This is a genomic window from Micromonospora sp. C28ISP2-4 (assembly GCF_030519385.1).
Classification (GTDB): domain Bacteria; phylum Actinomycetota; class Actinomycetes; order Mycobacteriales; family Micromonosporaceae; genus Micromonospora; species Micromonospora tulbaghiae.
In genome coordinates this window covers 292062-304736 of sequence record NZ_JAUMKG010000005.1, presented here as the reverse complement: position 1 = coordinate 304736, position 12675 = coordinate 292062, and the positions used below count along the sequence as shown (strand labels likewise).

Here is a 12675-nt window from a genome sequence, read left to right as displayed (position 1 = left end):
GCGGGGCACCGCATGGCCGCCGACGGGGGCATGATGGGGCGCATGCGGGTAGCGATGGCGACCGACGCGGGGCATCCCGGCCGTACCAATGAGGATTTCGCCGGCGCCGTCCCCTGCGGCATGGTCCTGGTCGACGGCGCCGGTGGCATCGCCGGCGCGGGCGAGGTCTGCCACCACGGCATCGCCTGGTACGCGACCCGGCTCGGCGGCGCGCTGCTCGGCGCGCTGTCCGAGGATCGCAGCCTGCGCGACGTGCTGGCCGAGGGCATCGTGCGGGTCACCGACGCGCACCGCGACACCTGCGACGTCACCCACCCGATCAGCCCGTTCGCGGCCGTGGCGATGCTCCGGTTCTCCGGCGGGGCCGTCGAGCACCTGGTCCTCGGCGACGCGGTCGCGGTCGTCGGCCGCGCGGCGGGTGAGCCCGTCGTCGCCCACGATCCGCGTGAGGTGGTGATCGCCCGGTCCTTCGAGGAGCGGCTGAAGCACGTGCCCGAGGGCGGCGACGAGTACCGGCGGCTGCTGATGGAGCTGCGTGGCCACCGGAACAGCCCTGGTGGGTTCTGGGTCGCCAAGGACGACCCCCGGGTGGTGGACGAGGCCGTCACCGGCGAGTGCCCGGCCGACGACGTGCGCACGGCCGCGCTGCTCAGCAACGGTGCGAGCCGTCTCGTCGACACGTTCGGCCTGACCGGCTGGCCCGGGCTGCTGCGTCTGCTGGAGACCGACGGTCCCGCCGAGGTCGTCCGCCGGGTGCGCGAGGCCGAGGCACGCGACGGCGTCGCCACCGACGACGCGACGATCGTCTGCCGGTTCTGACCGTCGTGGCAACCGGGGTGCGCGGGCCGGGCGTCCTCGTGTTGACTGCGGCGATGGACCGTCAACGGCTCAGCAGCATCGCGCACTCGCACCACCCGATCGCGGCCCCGCTCTCCGGCGTCAACGTCAACCGGCTGCTGCGCCGGGCCGGCCGCCGTCCGGCCGCCCGGATTCTCGACCTGGGCTGCGGTGAGGCGGCGTGGGCGTTGCAGGCCCTCGCGCATGACCCGGACGGACACGCCGACGGCGTGGACCTCAACCCGCACGCGCTCGAACGCGCCACCGAGGCCGCCGCCGTGCGCGGCCTCGCCGACCGGCTCACGCTGCACGAGCGCGACGCCCGGTCGTACGTGCCGGACGGCGACTACGACCTGGTGCTCTGCGTCGGGTCGACGCACGCGTTCGGCGGGTTCGACGGCACGCTGGAACTGGCCGGCCGGCACGTGAACGCCGACGGCATCCTGATGGTGGGCGACGGCTTCTGGCAGGTGCCGCCGACGCCGGAGGCGCTGGCCGCGCTGGGCGCGAAGCCCGACGACCACACCGACCTCGCCGGCCTGGTCGCGGCCGCCGAGCAGGCCGGCTGGACCCCGGTGTACGCGCACGTCAGCGACGCCGCCGAGTGGGACGACTACGAGTGGTCGTGGACCGGTTCGCTGACCGAGTGGGCGCTGGACAACCCGGGTCACCCGGATGCCGCCGGCGCGCTGGCCGCCGCCCGTGAGCACCGCGACCAGTGGCTGCGGGGATACCGCGGCGTGCTGGGGTTCGTGACGCTGGTGCTGCGCCGGGTCTGACCGGTGCGCCACGCGGGTCAAGTCCGGGACAGGCGGGCGGGGCACTATCGTTCGGGCGTGCAGATCCGTTTCGCCGTACCGGCCGACCCTGCCTATCCGGCCCGCGTGGCCGCCGCGCTCGCCGCCGCCCGGCTGCGCCGGTTCGGCTACATCGGCGCGGCCCTCGCCGCGATCGGCGTGATCGGGTGGGTCGCCTCGCAGGCGTCGGAGCGGGGTGACCGCTTCGCGTCGCTGTGGAGCGCGTTCATCGTGGCCGGCGTGCTGTCGATGCTGTACGCGCCGTGGGTGCGGTGGCGGGCCCGGCGCCGCTCCGGCGGCTACGCGGTCGAGGGCGGCTACGACATCGACGACCGCAACATCATGATGCGCAGCGGCTCGGAGTCCGGCGGCATCGCCTGGGACGGCGTCACGCGGGTCACCGAGACCCCTGATTTCTGGATCGTGTACGTCGGACGGATGCCGGCCACCGTGATCCCCCGCTGGCTGATGTCCGCCGAGGACGCCGCGACGCTGCGCGCCTTCATGGCCGGACGACAGCTGCTCGGCGACCGTTGACCACGTATTGATTGACTGTATATGTTGCCTCGGTGAGTGAGATGCGCGAGGCGACCTTCCTGATCCTGACCGCGCTGGCCGACGAGCCGCGCCACGGCTACGGGATCATCCAGGAGGTCGCCGGCCTGTCCGGCGGTCGCGTCAACCTGCTGCCGGGCACCCTCTACGCCGCCCTGGACCGGCTGGTCGCGCAGGGCCTCGTCGAACTCAGCCACGAAGAGGTGGTGGACGGCAGGCTGCGCCGCTACTACCGGCTGCGCGCCGACGGCCAGGCCGAGCTGGCACGCCAGACCGAACGGCTGCGGCAGCTCGCGTCCGCCGCCGAGACCCGGCTGCGCGCCCTGAAGCCCCGCACCGCCTGACCCCGACCGTCGCGGCCCGTAGGGAGAAACGCATGCACCGCTGGCTGCTGCTGGCCTACCCCCGTGACTACCGCCGGGCGCGCGGGGCCGAGATCCTGGAGACGGTACGGGACGTCGGCCCGGCCCACCGGCGTACCCGGGTGGCGGCGAATCTCGTACGCCATGGTCTGCGGGCCCGGCTGGGACGGCCGGCCAGCCGTACCGTGGTGGCCTGGGCGTCGGTCTTCGCGGTGGTCTGCGGTCTGTTCGCCGCGTCGTTCGGCACCTGGCTCGCCTGGCTCGGCTCCCGCCCGCTCGACCACCGTGACCTCGCCGCCGTGGTCGGCCAGCTCTACCCGGACCGGCAGGTCGACCACATCGACCAGGACGACCCGCCCGCCGTGTTCCTCATCTACGGCCACCCGCTCGGCGAGGATCTCCTGTCCGAGCTGCTGCTCGGCGACGGCGGCGAGTACGCGCTGGCCGAGCTGACCGCGTCGTTCGACCAGACGCCGGCCGCCGGCCTCACCGATCTGCGGCAACGCCTGGACGCCGCCGGGTGGAAGCGCCACGAGCCCTTCTACGCCAACGCCTACGACTGCGTGCCCGACACCCCGCAATGCGACCCGGCGTCCATCCCCTCCGACATCACGGTGTACGCCGAACGCGGCGACCACATCCTCGCCGTGGAACTCACCGCCGACGGCTCGACGAACGTCACCCTCAGTCGCGCCACCCCCGGCACCGCCTACCCCGCCGGGCTGCTCGGCTTCGTGCTGGGCCTTGCCGGCGGCTGGGTGCTGTTCGGCTGGGCCAGCCGGCGCACCGAGGGACGGCGCCCGCTGATGCAGGGGCCCGCGAAGATCCTGTACGGCGTCGCGATGGTGTTCTGGGCCGCGCCGATCCTGCTCGGCGCGCCGCTGATGCTGACGCACCACCTGGACGAGCCGCACCCGCGCTGGCACGTGCCGTGGGAGTGGCTCGGCCAGCCCGCCCTGTCACTGCCGTTCCTGCTCGGCACAGTCCTGCTGCTGCTCGTGCTGGGCCTGGCGGCGCTGCCGCACCGGCGCCCGGCGGCCCGTACGCTCGCCGGCGCGTCGGACCCGGGACCGGCGCTCTAGCGGCGCGCCGGGTCAGCTCGCCGGGCATCGCGTGCCGGGGGCGGGCACCGTCAGGTCGACGAGGTACCTGTCCACCACCGCCTCCGTGCAGGCGGTGCGCTGGTAGGTGCCGTGGCCCCAGCCCTCGTAGGTGACCAGACGTCCGTGCCGGCCCAACTGCCGGGCGACGTTCTCCGCCCAGGCGTAGCCGGTGCGCGGATCGTGCCGCGCGTTGAGCAGCAGCAGCGGCATGCGGGTGTGCACGTTCAGCGCGCGCGGCGGGTTGCGGACCGGGGACGGCCAGCCCAGGCAGGTCTGCACGGCCAGCAGACCGGCGCCGTACCGGACGTCCGGGGCGACGGCCACGGCGTCCCGGACCAGGCCGGCGTAGTCGGTGTAGTCGCGCACCCGCGCCGGCCAGTCCGCGCAGAACGCCGCGACCGAGAGCGGGAGGTTCACCTCCGGTGGCGGCGTGCCGGCGTCCATGTCCCGCACGGTCGCGGCCAGTTGCGGCCAGCGCGGGCCGGCGAGCAGGCCGAGTGCCACGGCGGTGACGTCGAAGGCGGTACGGGGCGCGTACCCGCCACGGTCCGCGCGGGCCAGCACCCGCGCCCACACCGACCGCACGTCCCGTTCGTGGAGCACACAGTCCGCCGACCTGTCGCACCAGGACACGAACTCGTCGAACGAGTCCTGCAACGCGGCGGCCTGTGTCCGCACGAAGGACCGCACGTCGAGACTGTGGTCGAACACGCCTTCCAGCACGACGGCCCGCACGTGGCCGGGATACCGCTCGGCGTACTGCTGGCCCAGCAGTGTGCCGTACGAGCTGCCGTGGAAGGACAGCCGCCGCTCCCCCAGCGCCCGCCGCAACCCGTCGAGGTCACGGACGGTGCTGAGCGTGTCGGCGTGGTCGAACACCGGGCTGGTCGGGCGGCACCTGCTCCACAGGGCCCTGTTGTAGGCCACCGCGGCGTCGAAGTCGGCCTGACCGGTCAGCGGGACGGGCGGCTTGCGCAGCGCCGGATCCGGCGTGCAGACGGACGCGGCGGTGCGGGCCACGGCGCGCGGGTCGAAGCTGACCAGGTCGAACCGGTCCAGCAACTCGCCGCTGAACCGATCGCCCTTGCGGATGCGCTCCACCCCCGAGTCGCCGGGGCCGCCCGGCCCGAAGACCAGCGTGCCCACCCGCCGCTCGGCGCTCGCGCGAGCCGACGTGCCACGGCGAGTTCGAACGTCGGGCCGTTCGGCCGGGCCCAGTCCACCGGCACGCGGAGCCGGGCGCATCGCACGCGCTCGTCCGGCGGGACGTTCGGCAGGTCGTCGGCGCACTCGCCCCAGATGAGCCGCTGCGGCGGACCATCGGCGCGCGCCGCGCCGGGCAGTCCCGCCAGGACGGTGAGCGCGGCCAGAGCGACGGCCACGGTACGTCGGAACACGGTACCTCCCGGTGTGTGGATACTCGTCGATTCTTCAGCGGCGTCCCACCCGAGTCCTATACGGAAACGCCCCGATATGCCCATCGGGCCTTCTCCCCGAGTCCGCCCTGAGGGCCACATGAAGGCGACGATTTCGCGTCCGGGGCGGCCGGGCGCTCGGAGGGACATCGGGTCTGGTCCTAGCGGTCTAGCATCGGGCGATGACGTCGTCCCTGGACCGCCTGCCGAAGGTCGGCGCACCGGCCACGAGAGCGCTGACCGCCGCCGGCTACACCACGCTGCGCCGGCTCGCCGGGGTGCCGCGCGCGGAGCTCGCACGGCTGCACGGCATGGGGCCGAAGGCGCTGGGCGTCATCGAGGCCGCGCTCGACGAGCACGACCTGCGGCTGAGCTGACGAGGTGATCGCGATGCCGCTCGGGCGGCTCCACCACCTGATCGTCGACTGCCCGGATCCGATGTCCGAGGCGCGGTTCTGGAGCGAGGTCCTCGGCGACCCGATCACGTAGGCGGACGACGACTTCGCCGTCGTGTCGGCGAGTACGGCGGCGTCCGGACTGGCGTTCCAGCGCGCCCCCGGGCTGACGCCGTCGACGTGGCCGGATCCGGCGGTGCCGCAGCAGATGCACCTGGACGTGATGGTCGACGACCAGGACGCGGCGGGTGCGGCGGTACTCGCGCTGGGCGCGCGGCGGTTGCCGGGCGACCACGTGTACGCCGACCCCGCGGGCCACCCGTTCTGCCTGATCCGCCGCCCCACCTGGGCGTCGCCGGTGGGCGGGTCCTCGTGACGCACCAAAGCCGCACGGACCGGGTGGTCACCGGCGAGGGCCCGCGGGCCGACCGCTGGACGGTGAACGCGTGGCGGGTTCTGCACATCGGGGTGGCGATCACCGCGGTCTGTCTGCTCTGGGCGGTCAGCGTCCCCGGCTTCGTCTTCCTCCTGATGCTCGGCGTGGTCTTCCTGCTCGCCGTGGCCGGTCTGGGCTGGGTCGTCCTGGTGGGCTTCTTCGTGGCGGAGCGCCGCCGCTGGTCCTGGCGGTTCCTGACCGCCCCGGTGATCGTCGTGCTCACGGCGGCGCTGCTCGTCGCCGGAGCGCCGTTCCAGGCCCGTTGGGCGATGAGCCGTGGCGCGTTCGACCGGGTGATCGCCGCCCTGCCCGCGGCAGGGCCGGAGGACGCCGAGTGGTCACCCGTGCCGGTGCCGCACCGCATCGGCGCCTACTTCATCACCTCGGCCTACGCCGTCCCCGGCGGAGTGGTGCTGTACGAGACCAACGGATCCATGCTGGACGACGCCGGATTCGCCTACCTGCCCCAGGGCCCCACCGCGGACCTGGCGACCGAGGAGTTCGAGGCTCCGCGCTTCAAGCATCTCGGCGGCCCCTGGTACAGCTGGACCGCGAGCTGGTAGGACCACCTACGGCTGCCGCGAGGACTCCTGGTAGGAGATGAACTCCAGCAGGCTTCCGTCCGGGTCGCGGAAGTAGACGCTGGTCCCGGCGCCGCCGGCGCCGACCCGCCGCACCGGTCCCGTCTCCACGTCGACGCCGTGCCGCCGCAGGTGCGCCACCGCCTCCTCGATCGGCCCCGCCCAGACGAAGCAGACGTCGCTGTTGCCCGGGAGGACCGGGACGCGGGCCACGTTGCCGCCGAGGTCTAGACCCGGCCCGTGCACGCTCAACTGCTGGGGGCCGATCCGGAACGCGACGCGGGCGCCGCCGACGCCGATCACCTCGGCGCCGACGACGTCGCGATAGAAGTCGGTGGCGGCCCGCCAGTCGGACACGGCGATGACGACGTGGTCCAGTCCGGTCACGGGCGCCATGTGTCCACCCTATGAGTTCGGCGGCGTCCGCATGTGGCGGGCGAAGAACCGGTTCGCCGGCTCCCCCTCGAAATGCGGTACGCCCGTGTGCCCGCCCATGTTGGCGTGCAGCGTCTTCTCCGCCGAGCCGAAGGCGTCGAACAGGTCCAGCGCCATCTGCCGGTCGTTGCCCTCGTCGTCCCACTGCAGCAGGACGTGCAGCGGGATGGTGACCCGCCGGGCCTCCTCGACGATGGCGCGCGGCACGAAGCTCCCGGCGAACAGGAGCGCGGCCACGATGCGGGGTTCGACCACCGCCAGCCGTACGCCGATCGAGATCACCCCGCCGGCGTACCCGACCGGCCCTCCGACCTCGGGCAGCGCGAGCAGGGCGTCGAGGGTGGCCCGCCACTCCGGGACCGCCTTCTCGACGAGCGGCAGGACGAGTCGGTCGACGACCTCGTCGGCGACCGGCTCACCGGCCGCCAGGGCTCGGCGCAGGTCGGCGCGGGCCTGCTCGGCGGCGGCGGACGCGGGGCGGTCGCCGCTACCGGGAAGCTCGATGGTGGCCGCGGCGAAGCCCTGCGCGACGCAGCCCTCCGCCCGGGCCACCAGGCGGGGATACATCCGGCGCAGGCCGCCGGGGTGACCGAGCAGGATCAGCGGGGCCGGCTCGGACGTGGATGCGGGCGTCCACAGGAGGCCGGGGATCCCGCCGAGGGTGAACGTACGCTCGCGGACGCCGTCGGCGAGGTGCTGTTCGGAGGTGAAGCGCATGGTCGTGCCTTTCGGGAGTGCGACGGCGCTCCCGGACGACCTATCGCCCGGCCGTGACCCCCGAGGGGAGCACCCATGTCGTTACTGCGGTCACGGGTACCACCTCCCTCGTCCTCCGGCACGGCCACCGGAAAGCTAACAGCGCTCGCCGGGAACGCCAACCGGTTTTCGTAGCCGCGCTCGGCCCGTCATCCCGGTCTGCCCGCGACCTGATCGACCGCCGCGCACCACCCGGCTCAGCTGGTCGTCGCCGGCGACGGGGCGAACGGCCACGGCTGCGGGCCGAACAGCGCCGTGCACGCGGTGAGGAGCCCGCGCTGCGCCTCGGCCATGTGCGCGTCGACCGGGGCGGTGTCCGCGTTCGGGTCGTTGCGGATGAACATGTCCCCGGACTCCTTCGCCGCCACCGCCAGTCGCTCACCGGCGTCCCGGACGCCCGGGTCGGCCGCCTTGCGGGCGCGCATGGCGATCGGCGAGTTCGAGGTGAACTTGACGTCCTGCTGCTCGACCACCCGGGCCGCCATGTTGCACGCGCCGGCCGCGACCTTGTCCGCGGGCGCGGTCGAGCCGGCCTGCGGAGCGGCCGAGGACGCCGCGGCGGACGACGACGGCGCTGGTTCCGCTGGTGCACAGGCGGAGATGACGAACAGCAGGGACAGTGCGGCGAGTTCACGTTTCACCGCACGAGGCTAGCGATCATGGTGGGCGTGGCCGCCGTCCGGGTGCCACGCCCATCCGTCACCGCGTCGACATCGGACCCGTCAGCGGCCCGCCGCGCGGAGCATCGCCTCCGTCTCGGGGTCGGGCATGATCTCCCGGACCTCCTGCGCGCAGCGGCAGGAGACGGCGATCTTGGCGGCCCACCTCAGCGCCTCGTCGCGTGAGGCCACGTCGAGGACCACGAACCCGCCGATGACCTCCTTGGTCTCCGGGAACGGCCCGTCGGTGACCACCCCGTCCGTGCCCACGATGCTCGCCTGCTGGCGTTCGAGCCCGGTGCCGTACACGAACACGCCCGCGTTCACGGCCTCCTGGATGACCGCGTGCGCGTCCTTGCCCACCTGGGGGATCTCCTCGGCGGGGATGTGGTCCATCGCGCCGTCGTTGAACGAGATCAGGTACCGCGGCATGCCATGACTCCCTTGTCCGGGCGGCCCGGTCCGGCCGCCTCTCACCCGTACTACGAACGAGCCGCCCCGGATCCGACGTCGTGCGCCCTGCGTTTCAGTGCGGAAGCGGACTCGGCGGATCGGCGTCCTCCAGGATGGGCACGGCGGTGCCGGTCACCGCGATCCCGGCGCCCGGCCCGGCGGGGATGCCGACGGTGAGCAGGCTCGGACGGCCCATGTCCTCGCCCTGCCGCACGGTGACCGTCGCGGGCGGGTGCACCAGGCCCAGCTCGCGCAGGTAACCGCCGAACGCGGCGGCCGCCGCGCCGGTCGCGGCGTCCTCGACCACGCCGCCGGGCGGGAACGGGTTGCGGGCGTGGAACACCAGCGGGGACTCCCGGTGCACCAGGTCGATCGTCGTCCAGTCCCGCTCGGCCATCAGCGCGCTCAGCGCCGCCATGTCGTAGTCCAGGTCCGCCAGGCGCTGCCGGGTCGCGGCGGCCACGATCGGATGCCAGGCCCCGGCGTACGCGACACGCGGCGGCAGCGTCGCGTCGAGATCGTCCGCCGACCAGCGCAGTGCGGCGAGCAGCGCCGCCAGGTCGCCGGCACTCAGGGGTACGGTGCGCGGCGCGACGCTGGTCAGCGTAGCGGTCGTGGTGCCGTCGGCCTGCACGCTCGTCGCGACCTCGACCAGCCCGGCGCGGGTGTCCAGGTGCAGCACGCCGGGGCCGTGCCGCTGCGCGTAGGCGACCGCCGACGCGATCGTCGCGTGGCCGCAGAACGGCACCTCCGCCTTCGGGCTGAAGTAGCGCACCGTGAACCGCCCGTCCCCGCCCGCGGACACGAGGAACGCCGTCTCGGAATAGCCGACCTCGGCCGCCACCTGCTGCATCTCCGCGTCGCCCGCGCCGGTGGCGTCCAGGACGACACCGGCCGGGTTGCCGCCGGCGGGGTCGGCGGTGAACGCCGCGTATCGGAGAACGTCCATGATCACGATCCTAGGCCAGCGGCCCCGTCCTCGGCTGTCCCGAACCGGGCGACGAGGAAGTCGAGTCGCTCCTCCTGCCCACCCGCCGGGACACGGCCGCTGCGGGACAGCACCGTGATGCCGTGCAGCGCGCTCCAGAGGACCTCCGCAGACAGCTCCCGCCGCTCGTCTCCGGGGCCGAAGCAGCTGACGAACTCGTCGAAGCAGGCTCGCAGCGGCGGCGGGGTCTCGGCGCTGGCGAACCGCAGTTCGGTGGGCAGGACGAACATGGCGTCGTACAGGGCCGGCCGCTCGGTCGCGAAGTCCAGGTAGGCGTGGCAGACGGCGCGCAGCGACTGCCCGGGATCGGGCGCGGCCTGCCGCGCCCGGCTCAGGTGGGTGGCGAGTTCGGTGAACCCGTCCAGGGCGACGGCGGCGACGATGGCGTCCTTGCCGTTGAAGTGGCTGTAGAGCACGGGCTGGCTGTACTCGACCCGGTCCGCCAGCCGCCTGGTGGTGACCGCCTCCCAGCCTTCGGTCTCGGCCAGCTCGCGCGCGGTGGCGACGATCAATCGATGACGCTGCGCCCGTTCACGTTCGCGGCGCTCGCTGATGGCGGACATGACCGGATCCTAGCAGCGCTAGACATCCTGTCTACGGCAACCTATCGTCGCTCTCACCGCTAGCGTCGCTAGCCACCATCCGCCCGCCGTCACCGATGGGACACCATCCATGCTCACCACAGTCGCCACAGTGCTCGCCGGGCTGATCGGCGCGGGCTGCGTCCTCATGGGAGTGCTCGCCTTCCGGGCACCGCAGGGCGCCACCGGCTTCGGCATCCCCGACACGCCGACCGAGGACCCGACCTTCCGGGCCTGGCTGACCGTCAAGGCCGTACGCGACATCGCCTCGGGCGTCTTCATCCTCATCCTGGTAGCCGGCGCGACACCCCATCTGCTGGGCTGGTTCATGCTCGCCGCCACCGGCATACCAGTCGGAGACGCGCTGATCGTGCGCCGCAGCAACGGCCCCGCGACCGCCGTCTACGGCGTTCACGGCGCCACCGCCCTGGTGATGCTGGTGATCAGCGCCCTGCTGCTCGCCGCCTGACCGGCCACCACGGAACGGAGAATCCGATCATGCGCAACTTCGAGATCACTTCCATCGGTACGGTCCGCAACGACCGGACGGACATCCAGCACAGCGACAACTGGGGTGCCGTCCGCAGCACGATCGTCGTCGACGAGCGCTTCGGCGAGGCGTGCCTCCAGGGCCTGGAGAAGTTCTCCCACGTGGAGGTCTTCTTCGTCTTCGACCGGTTCCCGGACGGCGGCGACTTCCGGGAGCCCCGCCCCTACCGGGGCCGAACCGACCTGCCGCCGATGGGCGTGTTCGCCGGTCGCGGCCCCCGCCGGCCGAACCGCATCGGCGTGACCTGCTGCCGGATCGAGTCCGTCGAAGGCCGCGAGCTGACGGTGGTGGGCCTCGACGCGGTGTCCGGCACGCCCGTCATCGACCTGAAGCCGGTGCTGAAGGAATTCGTCCCCGCCGACGTCCGGCAGCCGGAGTGGGTCGGCGACATGATGTCCGAGTACTTCCAGCCGTAGCGTCGGCGCGACGCGCATGCACCGCTCACCGCAGGAGCCTCTCTGTGAGGTCCATCAACCGCTCGGCGTCATGGGGGTCGAGGGTCGGGAAATCGGGCGGAAGTGGCTTACCCCGGTCGACGGCGGTCATCGGCGCGGTCGGCGGCACGTCCAGGAACCGGTGAATCGGCGCCACCGCGTCCGCGACGGACCGGGCGGCGACCGCCGCCGCCACCGCCAGCAGCCCCCGGACCACGATCGGAAGCGCGCTACGGTCACCGCTCCTGGTGAACCCGGGGTGGTAGAGCACGTATCGGGCGCGGCTACCGGACCGCTGGGCGAAGCCAACGCCGAGCAGGTCGTTGGCCCTACCGGCCTGCAACTGCGCGGCGACGGCCGACCAGCCCGCCGTCATCTGCGGATCGGCCCATCTCACCCCGCCCTTCGTGACGCCGACTCCGGCGACGTTCACGATCACCGGCGCGGTCGCCCGGTCCAGGGCCGGACGCAGACCGAAACTGAGCAGATAGCGACTGACGTAGTAGAGCGCGAACGTACGCTCCAGGCCCTCCACGGTCACGACGCGACGCGGTGCCACCGCATTGGCGAACAGCGCCAACGCGTCCACGACCTGGTGCTCGCCGAGGATGTGCTCGACGGCCTGCCGCGTCTCGGCCATGCTGGACAGATCGACGGGAAGGAAGGCGATCAGGCCGCCGGCAATCGTCTCGCCACGTTCACGGTTGCGGCCGAGCACCAGGACGCGGTCGCCACGTTCGGCCCGCCCCAGGGCGAACGCACGTCCCATGCCGTTCGTGCCGCCACTGACCACCACGACGCCCACGTCGCCCCCTTGTCGTCCTGCTCATCGGCCTGCCTCATCCTGGGCAGCAGGTCGGCGGAGGCGGAAGAAGGCACTTTCATGTCCACTGATAACACCGATGTGAGTGCCTCGCTGCACGATCATCGGCTGCCCACGCCGGTTCCGGTCGGCGAGTACGATCGCTGTCCGGTCACCGACCTGCTGCGGCGGATGAGCGACAAGTGGGCGCTGCTGCTGATCACCCTGCTCGGCCGGCATCCGTACCGGTTCAACGAGTTGCACCGGGCCGTCGAGGGCATCAGCCCGCGCATGCTCACCCGGACACTGCGCGCGCTGGAAAGCGACGGCCTGGTCGAACGTGAGGTGTTTCCGACGGTGCCGCCGAGCGTCGAGTACCGGCTGACGCCACTCGGTGTCAGCCTTCTGGAGCCGCTCTCCGCGCTGGCCGACTGGGCGGTCGCCCACCATGCCGAGATCGTCGCGGCACGTCAGCGACCCGCCTGAGACGCCCTGCGCTCCTCCGGCCGCACGAGGGCACCGGCGACACCGGTCCG

The 12675-nt window shown here is 72.9% G+C and carries 18 protein-coding genes and 1 pseudogene; 11 read left to right on the top strand and 8 right to left on the bottom strand.

Translation table 11 applies throughout. The annotated features are described in order from the left end of the window. Positions 1 to 42: 42 nt before the first annotated feature. The 5 genes from Q3W68_RS20290 to Q3W68_RS20270 are packed head-to-tail and all read left to right on the top strand — an operon-like array spanning position 43 to position 3633. Positions 43 to 819, top strand: coding sequence for a hypothetical protein (locus Q3W68_RS20290; protein WP_302906944.1), 777 nt, complete (start codon positions 43 to 45; stop codon positions 817 to 819). 53 nt (positions 820 to 872) lie between these two features. After that, positions 873 to 1616 carry a cyclopropane-fatty-acyl-phospholipid synthase family protein gene (locus tag Q3W68_RS20285; protein WP_302906943.1) on the top strand — a complete coding sequence of 248 codons (744 nt, stop codon included), beginning with the start codon at positions 873 to 875 and terminating at the stop codon, positions 1614 to 1616. A gap of 57 nt (positions 1617 to 1673) precedes the next feature. Then, the gene (locus tag Q3W68_RS20280; RefSeq protein WP_302906942.1) at positions 1674 to 2171 is read left to right on the top strand and encodes a YcxB family protein; all 498 of its coding nucleotides are present in this window, start codon (positions 1674 to 1676) and stop codon (positions 2169 to 2171) included. A gap of 41 nt (positions 2172 to 2212) precedes the next feature. After that, positions 2213 to 2533, top strand: coding sequence for a PadR family transcriptional regulator (locus tag Q3W68_RS20275; protein ID WP_302907154.1), 321 nt, complete (start codon positions 2213 to 2215; stop codon positions 2531 to 2533). Between the two features lie 32 nt (positions 2534 to 2565). After that, entirely contained in the window at positions 2566 to 3633 is a 1068-nt protein-coding gene (locus Q3W68_RS20270; RefSeq protein WP_302906941.1) for a hypothetical protein, read from the top strand. Positions 3634 to 3645: 12 nt separating this feature from the next. On the opposite strand, the pseudogene Q3W68_RS20265 reads toward Q3W68_RS20270, so the two are convergent. After that, positions 3646 to 5051 (bottom strand): annotated as a pseudogene (locus Q3W68_RS20265) (alpha/beta hydrolase). A 200-nt stretch (positions 5052 to 5251) separates the two neighbouring features. On the opposite strand from Q3W68_RS20265, the gene Q3W68_RS20260 reads away from it, so the two are divergent. The 3 genes from Q3W68_RS20260 to Q3W68_RS20250 all read left to right on the top strand — a co-directional run bounded on the left by Q3W68_RS20260 (position 5252) and on the right by Q3W68_RS20250 (position 6463). After that, complete coding sequence (locus Q3W68_RS20260) at positions 5252 to 5446, top strand: helix-hairpin-helix domain-containing protein (protein ID WP_302906939.1); 195 nt, start codon at positions 5252 to 5254, stop codon at positions 5444 to 5446. Between the two features lie 133 nt (positions 5447 to 5579). Next, on the top strand, positions 5580 to 5840 hold the full coding sequence (locus Q3W68_RS20255) for a VOC family protein (protein WP_368045753.1): 261 nt from the start codon (positions 5580 to 5582) through the stop codon (positions 5838 to 5840). Next, positions 5837 to 6463 carry a hypothetical protein gene (locus tag Q3W68_RS20250; protein WP_302906938.1) on the top strand — a complete coding sequence of 209 codons (627 nt, stop codon included), beginning with the start codon at positions 5837 to 5839 and terminating at the stop codon, positions 6461 to 6463. Before Q3W68_RS20255 ends, Q3W68_RS20250 begins: the two co-directional genes overlap by 4 nt. Positions 6464 to 6469: 6 nt before the next feature. On the opposite strand, the gene Q3W68_RS20245 is transcribed toward Q3W68_RS20250, so the two are convergent. From Q3W68_RS20245 to Q3W68_RS20220, 6 genes are all read right to left on the bottom strand, one after another. Beyond that, positions 6470 to 6877, bottom strand: a complete 408-nt coding sequence (locus Q3W68_RS20245; protein ID WP_302906937.1) for a VOC family protein — start codon at positions 6875 to 6877, stop codon at positions 6470 to 6472. Positions 6878 to 6886: 9 nt separating this feature from the next. Further along, entirely contained in the window at positions 6887 to 7633 is a 747-nt protein-coding gene (locus Q3W68_RS20240; RefSeq protein ID WP_302906936.1) for an alpha/beta hydrolase, read from the bottom strand. A gap of 236 nt (positions 7634 to 7869) precedes the next feature. Next, positions 7870 to 8313 carry a hypothetical protein gene (locus tag Q3W68_RS20235; protein WP_302906935.1) on the bottom strand — a complete coding sequence of 148 codons (444 nt, stop codon included), beginning with the start codon at positions 8311 to 8313 and terminating at the stop codon, positions 7870 to 7872. Between the two features lie 81 nt (positions 8314 to 8394). Further along, positions 8395 to 8763: a YciI family protein gene (locus Q3W68_RS20230; protein ID WP_302906934.1), complete on the bottom strand. Its 369-nt coding sequence runs from the start codon at positions 8761 to 8763 to the stop codon at positions 8395 to 8397. 94 nt (positions 8764 to 8857) lie between these two features. After that, entirely contained in the window at positions 8858 to 9733 is an 876-nt protein-coding gene (locus tag Q3W68_RS20225; RefSeq protein ID WP_302906933.1) for a PhzF family phenazine biosynthesis protein, read from the bottom strand. Between the two features lie 2 nt (positions 9734 to 9735). Continuing rightward, positions 9736 to 10335 (bottom strand): TetR/AcrR family transcriptional regulator, encoded by a 600-nt coding sequence (locus tag Q3W68_RS20220; RefSeq protein ID WP_302906932.1) that lies wholly within the window; start codon positions 10333 to 10335, stop codon positions 9736 to 9738. A 109-nt stretch (positions 10336 to 10444) separates the two neighbouring features. Between Q3W68_RS20220 and Q3W68_RS20215 the strand changes: the two genes are divergently transcribed. Together Q3W68_RS20215 and Q3W68_RS20210 are read left to right on the top strand one after the other, a co-directional pair. Beyond that, the gene (locus Q3W68_RS20215; RefSeq protein ID WP_302906931.1) at positions 10445 to 10822 is read left to right on the top strand and encodes a DUF4267 domain-containing protein; all 378 of its coding nucleotides are present in this window, start codon (positions 10445 to 10447) and stop codon (positions 10820 to 10822) included. Positions 10823 to 10851: 29 nt separating this feature from the next. Further along, complete coding sequence (locus tag Q3W68_RS20210) at positions 10852 to 11319, top strand: SAM-dependent methyltransferase (protein ID WP_302906930.1); 468 nt, start codon at positions 10852 to 10854, stop codon at positions 11317 to 11319. Positions 11320 to 11344: 25 nt separating this feature from the next. On the opposite strand, the gene Q3W68_RS20205 is transcribed toward Q3W68_RS20210, so the two are convergent. Then, positions 11345 to 12142, bottom strand: coding sequence for an SDR family NAD(P)-dependent oxidoreductase (locus Q3W68_RS20205; RefSeq protein WP_302906929.1), 798 nt, complete (start codon positions 12140 to 12142; stop codon positions 11345 to 11347). Between the two features lie 78 nt (positions 12143 to 12220). On the opposite strand from Q3W68_RS20205, the gene Q3W68_RS20200 reads away from it, so the two are divergent. Continuing rightward, a complete protein-coding gene (locus Q3W68_RS20200; protein ID WP_302906928.1) occupies positions 12221 to 12625 on the top strand; it encodes a helix-turn-helix domain-containing protein in 405 nt (134 codons plus the stop codon). Positions 12626 to 12675 lie beyond the last annotated feature (50 nt).